General features: G+C 61.4%; 16 protein-coding genes. 6 read left to right on the forward strand and 10 right to left on the reverse strand.

All coding sequences use genetic code 11. The features are described from left to right. Window positions 1–87: 87 nt before the first annotated feature. Complete coding sequence (locus MO767_RS08410; RefSeq protein ID WP_282480118.1) at window positions 88–1,299, reverse strand: MFS transporter; 1,212 nt, start codon at window positions 1,297–1,299, stop codon at window positions 88–90. A gap of 373 nt (window positions 1,300–1,672) precedes the next feature. Between MO767_RS08410 and MO767_RS08415 the strand changes: the two genes are divergently transcribed. Continuing rightward, on the forward strand, window positions 1,673–3,790 hold the full coding sequence (locus MO767_RS08415; RefSeq protein WP_282480119.1) for a mechanosensitive ion channel domain-containing protein: 2,118 nt from the start codon (window positions 1,673–1,675) through the stop codon (window positions 3,788–3,790). Window positions 3,791–3,949: 159 nt separating this feature from the next. Here MO767_RS08415 and MO767_RS08420 read toward each other — a convergent pair whose 3' ends face one another. Further along, window positions 3,950–8,266 carry a DEAD/DEAH box helicase gene (locus tag MO767_RS08420; protein ID WP_282480120.1) on the reverse strand — a complete coding sequence of 1,439 codons (4,317 nt, stop codon included), beginning with the start codon at window positions 8,264–8,266 and terminating at the stop codon, window positions 3,950–3,952. A gap of 308 nt (window positions 8,267–8,574) precedes the next feature. Between MO767_RS08420 and MO767_RS08425 the strand changes: the two genes are divergently transcribed. Then, window positions 8,575–9,459, forward strand: coding sequence for a sugar nucleotide-binding protein (locus tag MO767_RS08425; RefSeq protein ID WP_046047341.1), 885 nt, complete (start codon window positions 8,575–8,577; stop codon window positions 9,457–9,459). After that, complete coding sequence (locus tag MO767_RS08430) at window positions 9,452–10,381, forward strand: NAD-dependent epimerase/dehydratase family protein (RefSeq protein WP_282480121.1); 930 nt, start codon at window positions 9,452–9,454, stop codon at window positions 10,379–10,381. The genes MO767_RS08425 and MO767_RS08430 overlap by 8 nt, the downstream gene beginning before the upstream one ends. 57 nt (window positions 10,382–10,438) lie before the next feature. Here the strand turns inward: MO767_RS08430 and MO767_RS08435 are convergent, their stop codons facing one another. The 5 genes from MO767_RS08435 to MO767_RS08455 all read right to left on the reverse strand — a co-directional run bounded on the left by MO767_RS08435 (window position 10,439) and on the right by MO767_RS08455 (window position 14,384). Beyond that, a complete protein-coding gene (locus MO767_RS08435) occupies window positions 10,439–11,137 on the reverse strand; it encodes an OmpW family outer membrane protein (RefSeq protein WP_282480122.1) in 699 nt (232 codons plus the stop codon). Window positions 11,138–11,268: 131 nt separating this feature from the next. Beyond that, window positions 11,269–11,787, reverse strand: a complete 519-nt coding sequence (locus MO767_RS08440; protein WP_282480123.1) for a DUF3299 domain-containing protein — start codon at window positions 11,785–11,787, stop codon at window positions 11,269–11,271. A gap of 11 nt (window positions 11,788–11,798) precedes the next feature. Further along, entirely contained in the window at window positions 11,799–13,064 is a 1,266-nt protein-coding gene (locus tag MO767_RS08445) for an ABC transporter permease (RefSeq protein WP_282480124.1), read from the reverse strand. Between the two features lies 1 nt (window position 13,065). After that, on the reverse strand, window positions 13,066–13,776 hold the full coding sequence (locus tag MO767_RS08450; RefSeq protein ID WP_282480125.1) for an ABC transporter ATP-binding protein: 711 nt from the start codon (window positions 13,774–13,776) through the stop codon (window positions 13,066–13,068). A 23-nt stretch (window positions 13,777–13,799) separates the two neighbouring features. Then, the gene (locus MO767_RS08455; protein ID WP_282480126.1) at window positions 13,800–14,384 is read right to left on the reverse strand and encodes a DUF2796 domain-containing protein; all 585 of its coding nucleotides are present in this window, start codon (window positions 14,382–14,384) and stop codon (window positions 13,800–13,802) included. 135 nt (window positions 14,385–14,519) lie between these two features. Between MO767_RS08455 and MO767_RS08460 the strand changes: the two genes are divergently transcribed. Further along, the gene (locus MO767_RS08460) at window positions 14,520–14,867 is read left to right on the forward strand and encodes a hypothetical protein (RefSeq protein ID WP_282480127.1); all 348 of its coding nucleotides are present in this window, start codon (window positions 14,520–14,522) and stop codon (window positions 14,865–14,867) included. On the opposite strand, the gene trxA is transcribed toward MO767_RS08460, so the two are convergent. Genes trxA through MO767_RS08475 form a run of 3 tightly spaced genes read right to left on the reverse strand, consistent with a single transcriptional unit; the run spans window position 14,864 to window position 16,893 of the window. Next, window positions 14,864–15,736, reverse strand: a complete 873-nt coding sequence (gene trxA / locus MO767_RS08465; protein WP_129440809.1) for a thioredoxin — start codon at window positions 15,734–15,736, stop codon at window positions 14,864–14,866. The two genes, MO767_RS08460 and trxA, sit on opposite strands and share 4 nt — an antisense overlap. A gap of 39 nt (window positions 15,737–15,775) precedes the next feature. After that, the gene (locus MO767_RS08470) at window positions 15,776–16,432 is read right to left on the reverse strand and encodes a 50S ribosomal protein L11 methyltransferase (protein ID WP_282480128.1); all 657 of its coding nucleotides are present in this window, start codon (window positions 16,430–16,432) and stop codon (window positions 15,776–15,778) included. Continuing rightward, window positions 16,429–16,893 carry a hypothetical protein gene (locus MO767_RS08475; protein ID WP_282480129.1) on the reverse strand — a complete coding sequence of 155 codons (465 nt, stop codon included), beginning with the start codon at window positions 16,891–16,893 and terminating at the stop codon, window positions 16,429–16,431. Before MO767_RS08475 ends, MO767_RS08470 begins: the two co-directional genes overlap by 4 nt. A 128-nt stretch (window positions 16,894–17,021) precedes the next feature. Between MO767_RS08475 and nrdR the strand changes: the two genes are divergently transcribed. Continuing rightward, window positions 17,022–17,486: a transcriptional regulator NrdR gene (gene nrdR / locus MO767_RS08480; protein ID WP_003228656.1), complete on the forward strand. Its 465-nt coding sequence runs from the start codon at window positions 17,022–17,024 to the stop codon at window positions 17,484–17,486. Beyond that, window positions 17,483–18,616: a bifunctional diaminohydroxyphosphoribosylaminopyrimidine deaminase/5-amino-6-(5-phosphoribosylamino)uracil reductase RibD gene (ribD, locus tag MO767_RS08485; RefSeq protein ID WP_282480130.1), complete on the forward strand. Its 1,134-nt coding sequence runs from the start codon at window positions 17,483–17,485 to the stop codon at window positions 18,614–18,616. The genes nrdR and ribD overlap by 4 nt, the downstream gene beginning before the upstream one ends. Window positions 18,617–18,656: the final 40 nt, after the last annotated feature.

The following is an 18,656-nucleotide window of genomic DNA, read 5'->3' on the forward strand; positions in this document are numbered from 1 at the left end:
CAAGAAAGTTTCTACGGGACTACGGACGGTTAATGCTCAACAGACCCACGCAAATCAAATGTGGGAGCAAGCTTGCTCCCACAGGGTTTAGTGACCGGCGACGATACGTTGTGAGCCTTCAGCAGGTTCGGCATACACCGGGCCCAACCGATCAAGACGCCCGCTCCACGCGGTCAGTGCCAATGCGACCAACACCACCAGACCGCCAATCCATGCGGTGTGGATCAGGCCCAGGTGCGCAACGATCAAGCCACCACCCCACGCACCACCGGCAGTGCCGAGGTTAAACGCGGCGATGTTCAGGCCCGATGCCACGTCCACTGCATGCGGGGTGTGATGTTCGGCCTGACGCACCACGTAAACCTGCAGGCCCGGCACGTTGCCAAACGCAACCGCGCCCCAGACCAACACGGTGGCCAGGGCCAGCCATGGGTTGCTGGCGGTAAAGGTCAGTACGAACAACACGGCAGCGAGCAGGGCGAAGATGATTTTCAGGGCGCTGATCGGGCCGCGTTTGTCCGCCAGTTTGCCGCCCCAGATGTTACCGACGGCCACCGAGATGCCATAAACCAACAACACCAGACTGACGGTGCTGGCGCTGAAGCCGGAAATGTCCTGAAGAATCGGGGCCAGAAAGGTGAACGCAATGAACGAGCCGCCGTAACCGACCGCGGTCATGGCGTACACCAGCAACAAACGCGGTTGCTTGAGTACCTGCAATTGCTGCAACAATGAGGCGGGTTTGCTGTGGGCAATGTTTTTCGGCACGTAAAGCAGGCTGCCGATGAACGCGATCACACCCAGTGCAGACACCGCGAGGAAGGTTTCACGCCAGCCGAAATGCTGACCAATGAACGTCCCCAACGGCACGCCGGTGACCAGTGCCACGGTCAGGCCGGTGAACATGATGGCGATCGCGCTGGCGGCTTTTTCCTTCGGCACCAGGCTGGTGGCGATGGTCGAGCCAATCGAGAAAAACACTCCGTGGGCCAGGCCGGTGACAATCCGCGCAATGATCAGCGACTCGTAACTCGGCGCTTTCCAGGCCAGCAGGTTGCCGAGGGTGAACAACACCATCAGCGACAACAGCAGCATTTTGCGCGGGACTTTGCCGGTGAGGGCGGTCAGCACCGGGGCGCCAATGGCAACGCCCAATGCGTACAGACTGACCAGCAGGCCGGCGGACGGCAGGCTGACGCCAAGGTCGGCGCCGATGGTAGGTAACAGGCCAACGATGACGAACTCGGTCGTCCCGATGGCGAAGGCGCTGAGGGTCAGCGCGAGCAAGGCAATGGGCATGGCTGCAACTCCGGTGGATTGATTGATGGAGCGCAGTGTCCGGGTTTGGGTTATGCGGAAAAATAGGGGGATAGGCATTTGATATTTGCGTGTAGATCAAATATCGAAAGGGTTAACAGTTTTTCAGCCGTACCGCAGACCTTGTAGCAGCTGGCGAAGCCTGCGTTCGACTGCGTAGCAGTCGTAAACCCTGAGTGCACGGTGAATCTGACACACCGCAGTGTCTGACATTACGACTGCTGCGCAGTCGAACGCAGGCTTCGCCAGCTGCTACATGGATTGCGTGATGGCCGCATTGTCTAACGGCCAAAACCGAACTTGCCTACAATTCCCCGATCAGTTCCTTACAGACCCTTTTGCAGGAGCGCCGCGTTTGTTCAAGTTCAAGACCGCGATACTACTGGGGGCATTGCTGATTCTGGGCAGCAACGAGCTGGAGGCTGCCGCACTGCCGGGTGTGCCGGCCACGACACCACTGGCCCACCCCGAACCGCTGGTACAGGGCGGTCTGCTGGGTGCCATCAGTTCGAGCATTGAGGACGTCCAGAGCAAACTCGATCTCAATGAGGACTTGCTCGACGCCTGGCGTCTGCGTGCAGACCGGGCGGCGGTTGAGGTGGATCGGCTGGTCAATCGTCCTTCGGCCCGTTCGAGCTGGAGCGTGGCGGGGGATTTTCTGCTGTTGTCCGGTGTGTGGATGGGCGTTTTTGCGCTGCTCTGGTTGCTTGGCGGGCTGCTCGCCAAACGTCTGTGCCAGAACCGTCTGCTGCTCACCCGCGAGCGCGGTCAGGCATTACTGGGTTATGTGTTGCCCTACACGGTTCCGGCGCTGATCAGCCTGCCCCTGACGCTGTATGTCAGCCACTTCCTGCAAGTGTCCGCCGGTCGGGCGCTGGCGTTGTGTTTCGCTTATGCCACCAGCAGCGGCATTTTTGCCGCGTCGTTGCTGTTGTCGCTGGTGGTGCTGTTCAACGCCGGCCACAAGCGCCGAGCGGTGCAGATTATTCGTCAATACAGCCCACGACCGCTGTTTTTGATGGGTTTCCTCGTGGCGCTGAGCGACGCCTTGACCAGCCCGCAGATCGCCCGCCTGCTCGGCGGCAATCTCACCAGCAGTGTTGCAGTGTTCACCGGGGTGGCGGCCTCGGTCACCTTTGGCATTTTGGTGATCAAGATGCGCCGTCCGGTCGCCCATTTGATCCGCATTTTGCCGTTGGCCCAGCGCCTCAGTCAGCCGGCCGTGCGTGAAATGCTGCGGGTCTTTTCCGGGCTCTGGTACTGGCCGATTCTGTTGATGGTGCTGGTGTCGGTGATCAACCTGATCGGCATTGGAGATGACAACCAGAAAGTACTGCGTTGTGCGCTGTTTACCACGGTGTTGCTGATTGCGATGGTGTTTCTCAGCACGTCGCTTCATCACCTGTTCAAGTCGCGCAGTGAGTTGGCCGTGCGCCGCAGCAGTGCCTACAAAGAACGCTTTCTCAGCCTTTCGCACGCGTTGCTGCGCATCGCCCTGGCGATTGTGTTCATCGATGTCCTGGGGCGCATCTGGGGTGTGTCGCTGTTTGAGTTTGCGGTGAGCAATTCGGTCGGCCGGGCGATCAGCGATTCCCTGAGCCGTATCGGTTTGATTTTCCTGGTGACCTGGATGGGCTGGGTGGTGTTGGACACGGCGATTCAGGAAGCCCTGAAACCACCCGTTAACAAACGCTCGGCGCGCCAACCCAGTACCCGAACCAAAACCATCCTGCCGCTGTTGCGCAATGCGATCAAAATCATTTTGGTGGTGATCTGCGCTATCACCACCATGGCTAACCTTGGGATCAACGTTGCACCCTTTCTGGCCGGCGCCGGAGTCGTGGGGCTGGCCATCGGTTTCGGTTCCCAGCAGCTGGTGCAGGACGTGATCACCGGGTTGTTCATCATCATCGAAGACACGTTGTCGATTGGCGATTGGGTGGTACTCGACTCCGGCCACGCCGGCACTGTCGAAGGCCTGACGATCCGCACCTTGCGCCTGCGCGACGGCAAGGGGTTTGTGCACTCGGTGCCGTTCGGTCAGATCAAGGCCGTGACCAATCAATCGCGGCAATTCGCCTATGCGTTCTTTTCGGTGCAATTCACTTACGACACCGATGTCGACAAGGCAATCGAGTTGATCCGCGAGGCCGGGGATTCCATCCGCGACGATGCGTTCCTCAAGTACAACCTGCAAGGGCCGCTGGATGTGTTTGGCGTCGACAAGATGGACCTCAACGGCGTGGTGCTGACGGCACAGTTCCGCACCGTGTCGGGTGGGCAATACGCCGTGAGTCGGGCGTTCAACCAGCGTTTGAAAAAGCTTGTGGATAACAGCCCGTGGGTGCATTTCGCGCAGACTTATCCACAGCAGGTCTTGATGCCCAGACAGACTGTTGAGCCGCCGCAAAGCGATGGGCTTGCATCGGAGCATTCATCGGTGTTCCTGCCGGATCAGCCGAGGACTCAATGATTTGTGTTGGGGCTGATGGCCTCATCGTCGGAACGCCGCCCGGACCAAGCTCGCTCCCACAATGATCTCTGGTGCTCTTCGGTTTTATATTCACAGAAAAACCTGTGGGAGCAGCCGGTCGACGCTCGATTGCTCGCGATGAGGCCGGTGCCGACAACATCAGTGTCGGGTGAGTTTGTTGTGCAGTTCGGCAGTTGATTGCTGATCCAGCTCCAGCCAGAAAGTCTGCTTGCCGGCGATCTCGGCGGCGGCGGGTAATCCATCGCGATACACCAATCGATTACTCGCTAACGCCGGCACCTTCGCCCCGGGTAAAAGCGTCCCGGCGAGGTTCAGCGGATCAACCCCGCACACGGCAATCAAACTTCCGTCATGCGGCCGTCGCCGCACCTCGCGCAGTAATGGAATGGCCTCGGGCAATGCAAACTGTTCACCGGCCAAGCCACTGACAAACCGCCCGCCGCGAATTTCGCCTCGAGCTTCCAGCCGATGGAAAGTGCGCAGCAATTCCCGCCAGCTCGGCAGCCAATCCGCTTCACGTTCCAGCAAGCGCCAGAACACCACGCCGTAGCGCCGGAGCAAGGTCATGGCGATATGTTCAAGGGTGTCGGTCGGCGTCGGTGCCGGACGTTTGTTATCCACAACCGGAGCCTGCGCGCCGCGTCGCAGCAAGGCCCAGCGCCCGGCATCGTCCATCCCGCCGACAAACGCTCCGCGCCCGCGTCGGCTGCTGCGATTCTGTCGCTTGCTGGCCGGGGTGATCAGCGCTCGCAGACCGGCGAAGCTGTCGGCATTCACCAACCCGGCACCGACCAATTCCTGCAAAGCGATTTCCAGTTCCGAGCGCAGCAGGTGGGCTTCGTGAGTCAGCTCATCGAAAAACAGTGCGCCGTGTTGGCTCAGTGCTTCGTAGACTTTTTGCGTTTTGGGCGAGAGTTCGCTGACCGGCGTCTGCTCGGTCAACCCGCTCCACAACCCGACCTGACTGCGCGGCAGCAGCAGAATCGGCGTGCTGCGCAGCGCCGTGCTGGCGCTCTTGTTGCGCGCGGTCAGACGAGTCCACACCAGTTTGCCGCTGCGGCACAGGTCATCCAGCCAACTCGCTGAATAGCCTTTGATCCGCGCCGGCAAAATATCGCTGTCCCAGGCTGAAGCAGCGGCGGGGTAGCCTTCGAACTGACCGACAATCGCGGGCAACACTGCGCTGCCCTGGCCTTGGGTCGCGCCAGACAGATGCTGCCAGTCGAACAGGAAACGCATGAAATCCTGTAACGCCACGGGCTCGATTTCCCGCCGCAGACGCTTGACGGTGTAGCGGTGAATCCGCGCCAGCAGATGCCGCTCGCACCATTCTTCCTCCGCCGTGCCGGGCGTGAATTGGCCACGCAGCACATAGCCTTCGCGTTCCAGTTGCGCCAACGCCTGGGTGACTTGAGTCGCCGCCAATCCGAGCGGTTCGGCAATCGCATTCAGCGGCAATGGACCGAACGCGCTGAGCCGCGCACGAATCACTTCCAGCACCGCTTCGTCCGCCGTCCAGATTTCATCGAACCCGGGCAACGCCTCCAGCGGTGGCTGCAAAATCGCCTGTGGATAAATCGCCTGCAAGTAAGTCAGCCGCTCCAGTGCCAACCATAGCGCTTGCCCGGCATTGACTTGCAAGCGGCTGGCGCGACCGCTGTCGGCCAGGGCATTCAGCCAGTCGAGCCAGTCTGGATAGGCCTGGGCCTCGACGTCACTGATGCACGCGAGGCTCATCAACGCCTCATGCATCTCATCGACGCCAGTCGGCGTTGGCCAGGCATCCTCGCGCACGGCTTGAATCGCGTCCGCATCAAGCGCACCGAGGTCGTCGGTGGATTGCGGATCGCTCCAGCGGCGGTTGAGTACCGCTTGAGTGCGGCGCTCTTCCAGCGGCGCATCGTCGAGAAAAGTGTAGGGTCGGGCACTGAGAATTTCCGCTGCCAGCGGCGAGGGCGCCGGCAGGTCGCGGCTGATCAGGCGGATGTCACCGCGCTCCATGCGCCGCAACAACGCCAGCCAGCCTTCGCTGTCCATGGCTTCGTGCAGGCAATCGTCGAGGGTTTGTTCCACCAGCGGATGGTCGGGAATTTCCCGTTCGCCGGCGAGGTTTTCCACACAGGCAATCTGGTCGGGAAACACGCTGGCGATCAGGTCTTCGCTTTTCATCCGCTGGATCTGCGGCGGGACTTTGCGGCCGCCACTGTAGCGCGGCAGCGCCAGAGCGACCCCGGCATTCCAGCGCCAGCGCACACCGAACAGCGGCGCCTCGAGCACGGCTTGAATAAGAGTGTGCTCGGCACTGTTGCTGTGCAGGTAGCGCCAGACATCATCGAGTTCAAAACTGTGGCTGGTGGACAGCGACAGAACGATGGCGTCTTCGCTGGCGGCGGCCTGCAATTCGAAGTTGAAGGTGCGGCAGAAGCGCTTGCGCAGGGCCAGGCCCCAGGCGCGGTTGATGCGGCTACCGAACGGCGTGTGGATGATCAATTGCGTGCCGCCGGACTCGTCGAAAAAGCGCTCCATCAGCAGCGTGTCTTGTGACGGCAGGGCGCTCAATGTCAGGCGCGCACGGGCCAGGTAATCGACCAATTGTTCGGCACTGGCCAGGTTCAGACCGAGGGTGTCGGTCAACCAGTCGATCGCGGGTTGCAAGTGACCGGGTGTGGCGCCGAGCAGTTCATCGAGTTGCGCTTGCAGGCGGGCCACGGCAAACGACAGTTCAGCACTGCGCCCCGGCGCTTCGCCGAGCCAGAATGGAATGGTCGGCGGTTGACCCTGAGCGTCTTCGACCCGGACCTTGCCGGTTTCGACCCGCAGAATCCGGTAGGAGGTGTTGCCCAATTGGAAGACATCCCCGGCGATGCTTTCCACTGCAAAGTCTTCGTTGACGCTGCCGATGTTCAGCCCTTGGGGTTCGAGTAAAACGCTGTAGTCGGCGTTGTCGGGGATCGTCCCGCCGCTGGTCACGGCGGTCAGTTTGGCGCCCCGGCGACCGCGCAGGGTGCGGGTCACGGCGTCGCGGTGCAAGTAAGCGCTGCGGATGCCCAGGCGACCGTTGTAGCCTTCGGCGAGCATCTGCAGCAGCGCTTGATAGTGTTTTTCGTCGAGTTCGCTGTAGGGCGAGGCGTTGCGGAACACCTCCAGCAGCGCCTGCTCCTGCCATTCCTGGCAGCTGACCTCGGCGATGATTTGTTGCGCGAGTACATCCAACGGTGCCTTCGGAATCTGCAAAGTGTCGAGTTCGCCGCGCCGCACACAGTCGAGCAGGGCGGTGCACTCGATCAGGTCGTCGCGGGTGGTGGCGAACAAACGGCCCTTGGGTGTGCCGCCGACCTGGTGCCCGGAGCGGCCGACCCGTTGCAGAAATCCAGCGATCGAACGCGGCGAGGCAATTTGGCAGACCAGGTCGACATCGCCGATATCGATCCCCAGTTCCAGGGACGCCGTGGCAATCAATACTTGCAGCTCACCGCGCTTGAGCCGCTGTTCGGCGTCAAGACGAAACTCCTTGGCCAGACTGCCGTGGTGGGCGGCCACCGCCTCCTTGCCGAGGCGTTCGCTCAAGTGACGGCTCAGGCGTTCGGCGAGGCGTCGAGTGTTGACGAAAATCAGCGTGGTGCGGTGTTCGCGGGCGAGGACGGCAAGGCGGTCGTAGACCAGTTCCCAGATGTCGTTGGCCATCACCGCCGACAACGGCACGGGCGGCACTTCGATGTCCAGATCCCGCGGGCGGGCGTGGCCGATGTCGATGATTTCGCACGCGCGATCACGGCCAACCAGAAATTGCGAGACGGCTTCGATGGGTTTTTGCGTGGCAGACAGGCCGATTCGCATCAGCGGTTGCACGCACAACGCTTGCAGTCGCTCGAGGCTCAGAGCCAGATGGCTGCCGCGCTTGCTGGCGGCGATCGCGTGAATTTCGTCGACGATCACCGTGCGGGCAGTGCTGAGCATTTGCCGGCCGGAGTCGGAGCCGAGCAGCACGTAAAGGGATTCCGGGGTGGTCACCAGGATATGCGGCGCGGTCTTGCGCATCGCCGAGCGGTCTTTTTGCGGTGTATCGCCGGTGCGCACGGCGGTGTTGATCTGCAGTTCGGGTAGGCCCATCGCGCGTAACTGCTCGGTGATGCCGGCCAACGGGTCTTGCAGGTTGATCTGGATGTCGTTGGACAAGGCTTTAAGGGGCGAAACGTAGACCACCAGGGTTTCATCCGGCAGATGACCGCCGTTGGCCATTGCGCGGTGGACCAGATCGTCGATGACCGCGAGGAACGCGGTGAGGGTCTTGCCGGAGCCAGTGGGTGCGGCGACCAGGGTCGAACGGTGCTGGCGGATCAACGGCCACGCCCGGGCCTGGGCGGCGGTGACCGTCGGGAAGGTGCTGCTGAACCAGGCGCTGACGGCGGGGTGGAAGCCTGCCAGGGCGCTGTCCGTGGGGATTGGCAGATTCATGTCCTGATTTATGCGGGCGGGGGGCTGAAGATGCAAGTACCGCTGGGGATCTGTGTTGATGCTTAGGGCCCCATCGCGAGCAAGCTCGCTCCCACTTGGATTTGTGTACGCCGCAGATCCCTTGTGGGAGCGAGCTTGCTCGCGATAGGACCGGAGCAGGCGCCGCCGTTCTTAGGTATCTACACTTTACGGATGACGGTTGCGCACTAAACCCGCAAAATGCAACGATTCCGGCAACTATCGACGGCATCGCCCACGAGCGGTGTCAATAAAGCCATTGTTTCAATCAGACTGGTCCTGCTGACTCTATGCGAATGCGCCTTATGTTACTGGGCGGCGGAAATGCCCTTGGGCAGGCGCTGATTCGCCTCGGTGCGGAGGAAGACATCGGCTTCCTCGCCCCCCGCCCACCGCAAGACGGCTGGGACGCCGCGAGCCTGACGCAACTGCTCGACGACACCCGTCCAGACGCGTTGATCAACCTCGCCTATTACTTCGACTGGTTTCAGGCGGAGACGGTCAGCGAACAACGTCTGGCCGGGCAGGAACGGGCGATCGAGCGTCTGGCCGAACTGTGCCAGCATCACAACATCGTGCTGCTGCAACCGTCGAGCTATCGCGTGTTCGATGGCTCCCGGGCGACGGCCTACAGCGAAAAAGACGAACCGGTGCCCTTGGGCCTGCGCGGTCAGGCTTTGTGGCGGATCGAACAAAGCGTTCGCGCCACTTGCCCGCAACACGTGTTGCTGCGCTTTGGCTGGCTGCTGGATGACAGCCCCGACGGCACCCTCGGGCGTTTCCTCGGTCGCGCCGAATTGCCTGAAGAATTGCTGATGGCTGATGACCGTCGGGGCAATCCGACGCCGGTGGATGACGCTGCGCGGGTGATTATCTCGGTCCTCAAGCAACTCGATTGCTCGGCGCCTCTGTGGGGCACCTACCATTACGCCGGGCATGAGGCGACCACGCCGCTGGCACTTGGGCAGGCGATCCTCACCGAAGCACGCGCGCTGCACCCGCTGGCCATCGAAGCGCCGACCGCCCAGGCTCACGCCGCCCGGCCCGATGCCGCCGAAGAACCGCAACACGCGGTGCTGGCCTGCAAGAAAATTCTGCACACATTCGGGATCAAGCCCCGCGCCTGGCGTGCGGCACTCCCGGGCTTACTGGATAGGTTTTATCGCCATGGCTGACGGCCCTGTTTTAATCACCGGCGGCGCCGGTTTCATCGGCTCGCACCTCACCGATGCCTTACTCGCCAAGGGCCATTCGGTGCGCATTCTCGATGACCTCTCCACCGGCAAACGCAGCAACTTGCCGCTGGACAATCCAGGTGTCGAACTGATCGTGGGTGATGTCGCCGATGCCGCGCTGGTAGCGCGAGCGATGGTCGGTTGCAGCGCTGTGGCGCACTTGGCCGCGGTGGCGTCGGTGCAGGCGTCGGTTGATGATCCTGTGAAGACTCACCAGAGCAATTTCATTGGCTCGCTGAATGTCTGCGAAGCCATGCGCCAGACCGGCGTCAAACGGGTGCTGTATGCGTCCAGTGCAGCGGTCTACGGCAACAATGGCGAAGGCGAGTCGATCGACGAAGACACGCCCAAGGCACCGTTGACGCCCTACGCGTCGGACAAATTGGCGAGCGAACATTACTTCGATTTTTACCGTCGCCAGCATGCTCTGGAGCCGGTAGTGTTCCGCTTCTTCAACATCTTCGGCCCGCGCCAGGATCCGTCCTCGCCGTACTCCGGGGTGATCAGCATTTTCAGCGAGCGCGCGCAGAAGGGCCTGCCGATCACGGTGTTCGGTGACGGTGAGCAGACTCGCGATTTCGTCTACGTCGAAGACCTGGTCGACTTGCTGGTGCAAGCCATCGAGAAACCGCAGGTCGAAGTCGGTGCGGTCAATGTCGGCTGGAACCAGGCCACGACCCTCAAGCAAATGCTTGAAGCCCTTGAAACGGTGGTCGGTCAATTGCCGCCGATAAGCTATGGCCCGGCGCGCTCCGGTGACATCCGCCACTCGCGAGCGAACAATCAGCGTTTGCTGGAGCGCTTTACCTACCCGGAGCAGACACCGATGCGTGTCGGCCTGGCGCGGTTGTTGGGGCGCTGAGGTTTCTGCAGTCATGAAAAAGGCGCCTGTCGAGGCGCCTTTTTTTGTGTGGCAATTTTAGAACTTGTAACCCAGGCCAACCATGTAGATGAACGGGTCTACGTCCACATCGACCTTGGCGCGAGTGCCCTGTGCCACTGCGTTATTTTGCACCGTCGCGGTGGTGTCGATGTCGATGTAGCGCGCTTGGGCGTTGATCATGATGTTGTCGGTCAGCATGTAATCGGCGCCGACCTGGAACGCCATGCCCCAGGAGTTATCTGCCTTGAAATTGCTGAAGCCGTTGGCGCTGGCTTCGCTCCCGACGTGCTCGTCGTAGATCCAGGTGTAGTTGATACCGGCACCGACATACGGCTGGAATGCGGACTTCGCGTCCAGTGGGTAGTACACAACGCTCAAGGTCGGCGGCAGGTGTTTCAGGGAGCCGAGTTTGCCGTTGGCCGCGCCCAGGGCGGTGCCTTTGATCTTCACGTCATGCTCGAACGGCGAGGCCGCCAGCAGCTCGATCCCCCAGTGGCTGTTGAGCATGTAAGCGAAGTTCAGACCCAGTTGCGTGTCGCTGCTCATGGTGGCCTTGCCACCCAGATCGGCACCCTTCAGCGGGCCTTGATCAACCTTGACGCTGGAGCTGTCGGCTTTCGGGTTGACGGTGATTGCACCGGCACGAACGATGATATCGCCGGCTTCGTGGGCGTAGGCTAGCGGTGCTGCGAGCGCGAGGGCAAACAGCGAAGCGCTGAGCAAAGACTTGTGCATGGAGAGCTCCAAAGGACGTTAAAAATATTCGATGTCCAATGGTACGGAGCCGTCTGATACGGCCTTTTGACTCAGCTCAATGAAACAGTGATGGCCCCAAAAGATCGCAACGGTAAGAAAAGTGACCGGATTCACTCCGGCAATTCATACACATAAATCTTGTCCGCCTCCATCTGATACCCGGCGTCGGCCAATTCGCTGCTGGATGCCTTGACCTGCAATGCCCCTTCGATCCAGTACGGCTGATACAACTCGTCGAGCTTCACACCCACCTCGCTTTTGACGTGCACGATCTGGTTCGACGGCGGTGGCGGCACGTGGATGCAGGCGCCGAAATATGGCACCAGCAGAAACTCGGTGGTGCGACCTTCTTCACTCACTTCCAGTGGCACGATGTAGCCCGGCAGCCGAATGTGCTGACCGTCGAGACTTTTCACCACCGGCGCATTGGGCATGTCTTGCTTGGCCGCGGGCGCCGATTCGGCGGCCAACGCGTTGCCCATCTGCGACAGGTCGTGCAGCGGCGTCATGTTCGGTACTTCAGGCGCGGCGTCCGGCGGGATCATTTGCGACCAGGTCAGGTCTTTCGGTTCAGCCGCCCACAGGGGCAAGGCGACCAGCATCAACAGCGCAAGCACAGCGCGGGGCATGTTCAACGTCCTCATAAACGGATCGACAGGCCATCGGCCAAGGATTGGCGATACGCACGCCAGGCCGGCACGCTGCCCATCAGCAACGCGGCGATCAGGATGCCACCGAGCAGCGTCCACTCATATTCGCTCGGCCATGCCAGCGGCAGGTACAAGCCGTAATTGGCCTGCACATAACCTTGGGCCAAGGCGATGCCCACATATAAAAGACCCACCCCGGCAATCACGCCCGACAGCGCCAAGGCAAACGCCTCCAGCACCAGCAATGTCGCGATGTGCCACGGCCGAGCCCCTACCGAACGCAGAATCGCCATCTCCCGACGGCGTTCGTTGAGGCTGGTAAGGATTGCCGTGAGCATGCCGATCAGCCCGGTCAGCACCACGAACAGCGAGACCACGAACAAGGCTTTTTCCGCGGTACTCATCAAACTCCACAGCTCTTGCAACGCCACGCCCGGCAGGATCGCCAGCATCGGCTCACCCAGGAATTCATTGATCTCGCGCTGCAGTGCGAAGGTCGAAATCTTGCTGTTGAGGCCGAGCATGAACGCGGTGATCGCTTGCGGCGTTAGGTCCATGTTGCGTGCCTGATCGGCACTGATCCGACCGTTGCCACGCGCCGGTACGCCGTTGTGCCAGTCGATGTGAATCGCTTCCATCCCACCGAGGCTGATGTGCAACGTGCGGTCCACCGGGGTGCCGGTGCGTTTGAGAATGCCGACCACGGTGAACGGCTTGTCGTCGTGCTTGACCAGGCTGATCACCGCCACGCCGTGGGCCAGCACCAGTTTGTCACCGAGTTTGTAGTGCAGCGCATCGGCCACTTCGGCACCGAGCACCACTTCGAACGGGTCAGTAGCAAAGGCGCGGCCGTCGGCCAGTTCCAGGTGTTGCTGATGACCGTACTGATAGTGTTCGAAGTACGCCTCGGTAGTGCCCATCACCCGGTAACCTCGATGCGAATCGCCGAGGGACATCGGGATCGCCCACTTCACTTTCGGGTTGTTGGCGAAGTGCTCGAAGCTGTCCCAACGGATGTTATTGGTGGCGTTGCCGATGCGGAACACCGAGTACAGCAACAGGTTCACTGAACCGGAGCGCGCGCCGACGATCAGGTCGGTGCCGCTGATGGTGCTGGCGAAACTGGCCTTGGCTTCGGTGCGCACCCGTTCCACGGCCAACAGCAGGCAGACCGACAGGGCAATGGCGAACGCGGTGAGGATCGCGGTGAAGCGGCGGTTAGCCAGGCTGGCCAGGGCTAGACGAAACAAATACATCTCAGACCTCGAACGGGGTGGCGGCGCGATTGAGATCGGCCAGCGACAGGTGGCGATCGAACAGCGGCGCCAGGCTCTGGTCATGGCTGACGAACAGCAGGCTCGATCCGGCTTCGCGGCATTCGGCGAACAGCAAGCGAATGAAGTTCTCGCGGGCGTCGTAATCCAGAGCCGAGGTTGGTTCGTCGGCGATCACCAATTCAGGCTGACCGATCAATGCACGCGCAGCGGCTACCCGTTGTTGCTGGCCGATGGACAGCGAATCGGCGCGGCGGCTGAGCAGGTTTTGATCCTTCAGACCCAAGTGGGCGAGGAGGGTGGCCGCCGCCTGAACGACGCTACCGTGGCGCTGGATCGCCCGTTGAGCGCGCACTTTGGAGAAGTGGCAGGGCAACTCAACGTTCTCGCGCACCGAGAGAAACGGCAGCAAGTTGAACTGCTGGAAGATGTAGCCGGTGTGATCGACCCGGAAGCGGTCACGAGCACCGGCCGAGAGTTCGGTCAGCTCCTGGCCCAGCAATCGGATGCTGCCGCGATCAGGCTTCTGCACACCGCCGAGCAGGCCGAGCAGGGTGGTCTTGCCGCTGCCGCTGGGGCCTTTGAGGAACAGGGTTTCGCCGGGTTCCAGGCGAAACGCCGGGATATCCAGCAGCGGCGGATGCCCGGGCCAACTGAAGCCCAGGTCGGACAGTTCGATGAGTGCTTGGGTCATGTGAGCCAATTTCTATGAGAGTGTCAGAGTTTCAGGGCGGCAGCCTTGGCCGTCACTTCAACCCCTTGCTGCCCGCTCGGGCTGATCAGTTGTACCTGAATCTTCTGGGTCGCCGGGAAGGTGTTGAAGATGTTCGCCAGGTCCAGGTTTTTCAGTGCGCCCGGTGCCGAGCAACTGAATTGATAATGGGCGTGGATTTCGCTGTGGTCGTGGTGATGCTCGTCTTTGGCATCTTTGTCGTGATCATCATCGGCATCGGGCTTGTCGCCGAACAATGGGCTTTCCAGTTCCTGAGTCGCGACCACGCAACCAGCGGCTTTCGGCAGGTTGAACAGCACCAGTGGTTTCTCTAGCTGCGCACGAACGGCGGCGACTTTGGCTTTGTCGGCGTCGGTGGTGGCGGCGTGTTCGAAACCCACCAGGTTCATCGCCGGGCTTTCCAGCTCCAGCTCCAGGGTCTGACCATCCAATGCTGCGTTCAGGCGACCGACACCATGTTCGTGGGCGCCGAGGCTGCCGTGCTCATGATCATGATCATGTTCATCAGCGGCGTGGGCGACGGTCAGCGGCAACAGGGCAAACGGCAGAGCGAGAAGCAGACGGCGCATGGCGGATCTCCGGAAAGTAAAATGAAGAATTTGTTATGTAATCTTATAACGTAAGTGGCGAGAGTTTGACCGCCTGCTTGGCGTTGCACAAGTCCCATGGGAGCATACAAGTCAGAAATGTGCAGGAGCAGACTCATGTTGCGTATACGCGGAAGCATCGGCGACTGGCCGGTGGATTTGACGCTGGAGATGGATGACGGCGACTGGGCACGGCTCGGTGCGCAATTGCAGGTGGTGAACCCCGAGGCCAGTGCTGCGCCGGCAAAACCGATCAATCAGGATGATGCGCTGTGGCAAATCGCCAAGGATTTGCTGCACAAGGCCGGGCAATTGAGCGGGCCGGATTTGCTGGATCAGTTGGAAGGATTGACCGGCAGCGCGGCGTCGGGCAAGCGGCTGCTGGTGCGTTTGCGCCACTGCGCTGATGTGAAGGTGACGAGCGGCGCAGATACGCCGCTCTACAGCTGGATCAACGCAGGTTAATACAGCGCAGCAAACAACTTGCGGCGGTACGTGGTCACCAGCGGGTGATCGTTGCCCAGCAGTTCGAACACCTGCAGCAAGGTCTTGTGCGGCAAGCCTTCGCTGTAGCTGCGATTGCGCACGAACAGCTTGAGCAACGCATCCAGCGCCGCGTCGTACTGCTGACGGGCCAGTTGCTGGATCGCCAGCTGATAAACCGCTTCATCGTCCTGCGGATTTTTTGCCAGGCGCGCTTTCAGGTCTGCCGCATCCGGCAAATCCTTGGCCTGGCCGAGAAACTGGATCTGCGCCTTGGCGCCGGCCAGGGCGGCCTTGTGCTCATCGCTCTTGACCGCGTCGAGCACGGTTTGCGCTTCACCCAGCTCTCCACGTTCGGTGAGGCAGCGGGCGTAGAGAATCAGCGCCTTGGCGTTGGTGTTGTCTTCGCCCAGCAGCACTTTCAGGGTGGCTTCGGCGTCGGCAAAGCGGTTGTCATCAAACAGCGCCTGAGCCTGTTCGAACGGGTCGGCAGCAGCCGGCGGCGGCATTTGCACGTGAGGCTCAAGCATCGCGCGCACGGCGGATTCCGGCTGTGCACCGGCAAAACCATCCACCGGCTGACCGTCCTTGAACAGCACCACCGTCGGCAGGCTGCGAATGCCGAAGCGCGAAACGATGTCCGGCTCGACGTCGCAGTTGACCTTGGCCAGCAGCAACTCGCCCTGATAGCTCTCGGCGATGGTTTGCAGCATCGGCATCAAGGCCTTGCACGGCGCACACCATTCGGCCCAGAAATCCACCAGCACCGGTTTGTGGAAAGAGTTCTCGATCACCGACTGCTCGAAATCGGCAGTCGTGGCGTCGAAGATGTACGGCGTTTCCTGACTCATGGGGGATCTCGTAAAAGCGTGAATGGGGCAACTATAAGGCTAGCCGCGCCGCGCGTGGTAGAGGCTCACATGCCGAAACTCTTCGGGCTCGGCCAGATCGGGTAAGGTCATCGCTTCCAGCATCTCGATACGTTGATACAACGGGTGGCGAAAATCCCTTACGCGCGAATCGGCCACCAGGGCTTCCTGGCCGCGACTCAGGAATTCATCGAGCAACGGCAGATTCGCCCGGTCGTACAGCACGTCGGCCACCAGAATCAGATCAAACCGATCCGCCTCGGCGAAAAAATCCGTCGAGTAGTTGAGGTGTACGTCATTGAGTTCGGCATTCGCCCGGCACGCGGCAATCGCCAGCGGGTCGAGGTCACAGGCGACGACTTCCAGCGCGCCGGCCTTCACCGCCGCAATCCCCGCCACCCCGGAACCGGCGCCGAAATCCAGCACCCGTTTGCCTTTGACCCACTCAGGGAATTCGGCGAGATAACGGGCGACCGCCAGCCCACTGGCCCAGCAAAAACTCCAATAAGGCGGTTCATGGAGAATCCGCCGGGTTTCTTCCGGGCTGAACGCGCGGTCCATGTTGTCGCCGTCGATCAGCCAAAGCTTCAGATCGGTGTCCGGCAATTCACAGGCAACCAGCTGCGCGTCACCGAGCAGTTCGCCTAACGCCTGTTGCAGGTAGAGCGGTGCAATCATGGCGCTTTGACGAATTGCAGCTGACCCAGCACTTGCGTCGTTGGCTGGCTGATGACTTGCGACGGCAGATGCAAAATCAGCTGGCCGGACTGGCTGGCGCGGCCCCGCAGTTCAACGCGGGCACCGACCGGGAAGGATTCCGGGTTGAAACGCAGGTGAAACGGCAGAATCTGATTGGTGCCGATCAGGCTGGAACTGGCCAGCAATTGTTGCGGGCGGCCCTTTTCGTCAATCACCAGCAGCGCCAGTTCGACTTCGGCGTCGGCCGGCACGCCTTGCAGGGTGCCGCTCAATTCACGCTGATAAGCGGGCAGCGGGCCGAGGTTTGCGGACTCTTTGGCTTTTTTCTGTGCGGCCTGTGGGGCAGGGCCTGGCGTCGGCGGCTGGGGCTTGGGCGCATCGCTGCTGCAGGCCACCAGCAGGCTGAAAAGACTGAGCAAAACGAGCGGTCTTAGGGACATTTTCGGCTCCAGCAAGGTGAAATCCATGGATCTAGCTCTATAGCCCGTCTGTATACCGCAAACCCTATGGCTTGTCTTGCCACGGGGATGCGCTACCATGGCCCTCCCTTTTTTTGTTGCCTGCCACCATGCACTGTCCCTTCTGCGGTGCCAACGACACCAAGGTCATCGACTCGCGTCTGGTCGCCGAGGGCGAACAGGTGCGCCGCCGGCGTGAATGCCTGGCCTGCGGCGAGCGTTTCACGACGTTCGAGACGGCCGAACTGGTGTTGCCGCGCCTGATCAAAACCGACGGCAGCCGCCAGCCGTTCGACGAAGAAAAACTCCGCGCCGGCATGCAGCGTGCGCTGGAGAAGCGCCCGGTGAGTGTCGAACGCCTCGAATCGTCGCTGGTGCACATCAAACACAAACTGCGCGCCACCGGTGAGCGAGAGGTTAAATCCCTTGTCGTCGGTGAACTGGTGATGGCCGAGCTGCAAAAGCTCGACGAAGTCGCCTACATTCGTTTCGCCTCCGTGTATCGGCGCTTCCAGGACCTCAACGAGTTCCGCGAAGAGATCGATCGCCTGGCCAGAGAGCCGGTGAAAGAATGACCACCTCTGTAGAACTTGCCATCCTCGACGCCCATTACATGGCCCGTGCCCTGGAACTGGCGCGCAAAGGTCATTACACGACACACCCCAACCCTCGGGTTGGCTGCGTGATCGTGCGTGACGGGCAGATTGTCGGCGAAGGCTGGCATGTGCGCACTGGCGAACCTCACGCCGAAGTCCACGCCTTGCGCGCCGCTGGCGACAAGGCTCGTGGCGCCACGGCATACGTGACCCTCGAACCGTGCAGCCATCACGGGCGGACGCCGCCCTGTGCCGATGCGCTGGTGAATGCCGGGGTCGCCCGGGTGGTTGCGGCGATGCAGGACCCGAACCCGTCGGTGGCCGGTCGCGGCATGGAGCGTCTGGCCCAGGCCGGCATCGCTACCGAAAGCGGTGTGCTGGAAGGCGAGGCGCGCAAGCTCAACGAAGGCTTCCTTAAACGCATGGAACACGGCTTGCCATTCGTGCGGGTCAAGTTGGCCATGAGCCTCGACGGTCGCACGGCGATGGAAAGCGGCGAAAGCCAATGGATCACCGGCCCAGCCGCGCGTTCGGCGGTGCAACGCCTGCGCGCTCAGGCCAGCGTGGTACTGACCGGCGCCGATACGGTGCTGGCAGATAACGCCCGTTTGACCGTGCGTGCCGCTGAACTGGGCCTGGACGCTGAACAAACGGCGTTGGCCATGAGCCGTCCGCCGCTGCGCGTGCTGATCGACGGCCGCTTGCGAGTGCCGCTGGATGCGCCGTTCTTCAAGGCTGGCCCGGCGCTGGTCGCCACCTGCATGGCGATCGAAGAGCAATACGCCAACGGCCCGGAATGCCTGATTGTGGCCGGCGAAGATGGCTTGGTCGACCTGCGCAAACTGCTGGTCGAACTCGCTCATCGCGGTGTCAACGAAGTGTTGGTCGAAGCCGGCCCGCGTCTGGCCGGTGCCTTTGCCCAGCAAGGTCTGGTGGATGAATTCCAGATCTTTATCGCCGGCAAGTTCTTGGGCTCGTCCGCGCGCCCATTGCTGGATTGGCCGCTCGCGCAAATGAAGGATGCGCCTGAACTCAAAATCACCGAAATTCGCGCGGTTGGCGATGACTGGCGAGTCATCGCCATTCCTTCGCCAGCGGCGAGCGTATAATTGCGGGCCTGCGCCACGCGACGGCCCTGTTCTCGAGGAG

Source organism: Pseudomonas sp. UYIF39 (assembly GCF_029963765.1).
Lineage (GTDB): Bacteria > Pseudomonadota > Gammaproteobacteria > Pseudomonadales > Pseudomonadaceae > Aquipseudomonas.

Coding starts and splice junctions, on each gene's coding strand:
- MO767_RS08470 (WP_282480128.1), bottom strand. CDS start 16,432: ATGATTGCACCGCTCTACCTGCAACAGGCGTTAGGCGAACTGCTCGGT.
- MO767_RS08460 (WP_282480127.1), top strand. CDS start 14,520: ATGTTGCGTATACGCGGAAGCATCGGCGACTGGCCGGTGGATTTGACG.
- MO767_RS08430 (WP_282480121.1), top strand. CDS start 9,452: ATGGCTGACGGCCCTGTTTTAATCACCGGCGGCGCCGGTTTCATCGGC.
- MO767_RS08425 (WP_046047341.1), top strand. CDS start 8,575: ATGCGAATGCGCCTTATGTTACTGGGCGGCGGAAATGCCCTTGGGCAG.
- MO767_RS08440 (WP_282480123.1), bottom strand. CDS start 11,787: ATGCCCCGCGCTGTGCTTGCGCTGTTGATGCTGGTCGCCTTGCCCCTG.
- MO767_RS08445 (WP_282480124.1), bottom strand. CDS start 13,064: ATGTATTTGTTTCGTCTAGCCCTGGCCAGCCTGGCTAACCGCCGCTTC.
- MO767_RS08475 (WP_282480129.1), bottom strand. CDS start 16,893: ATGTCCCTAAGACCGCTCGTTTTGCTCAGTCTTTTCAGCCTGCTGGTG.
- nrdR (WP_003228656.1), top strand. CDS start 17,022: ATGCACTGTCCCTTCTGCGGTGCCAACGACACCAAGGTCATCGACTCG.
- MO767_RS08420 (WP_282480120.1), bottom strand. CDS start 8,266: ATGAATCTGCCAATCCCCACGGACAGCGCCCTGGCAGGCTTCCACCCC.
- MO767_RS08450 (WP_282480125.1), bottom strand. CDS start 13,776: ATGACCCAAGCACTCATCGAACTGTCCGACCTGGGCTTCAGTTGGCCC.
- MO767_RS08455 (WP_282480126.1), bottom strand. CDS start 14,384: ATGCGCCGTCTGCTTCTCGCTCTGCCGTTTGCCCTGTTGCCGCTGACC.
- MO767_RS08435 (WP_282480122.1), bottom strand. CDS start 11,137: ATGCACAAGTCTTTGCTCAGCGCTTCGCTGTTTGCCCTCGCGCTCGCA.
- trxA (WP_129440809.1), bottom strand. CDS start 15,736: ATGAGTCAGGAAACGCCGTACATCTTCGACGCCACGACTGCCGATTTC.
- MO767_RS08410 (WP_282480118.1), bottom strand. CDS start 1,299: ATGCCCATTGCCTTGCTCGCGCTGACCCTCAGCGCCTTCGCCATCGGG.
- ribD (WP_282480130.1), top strand. CDS start 17,483: ATGACCACCTCTGTAGAACTTGCCATCCTCGACGCCCATTACATGGCC.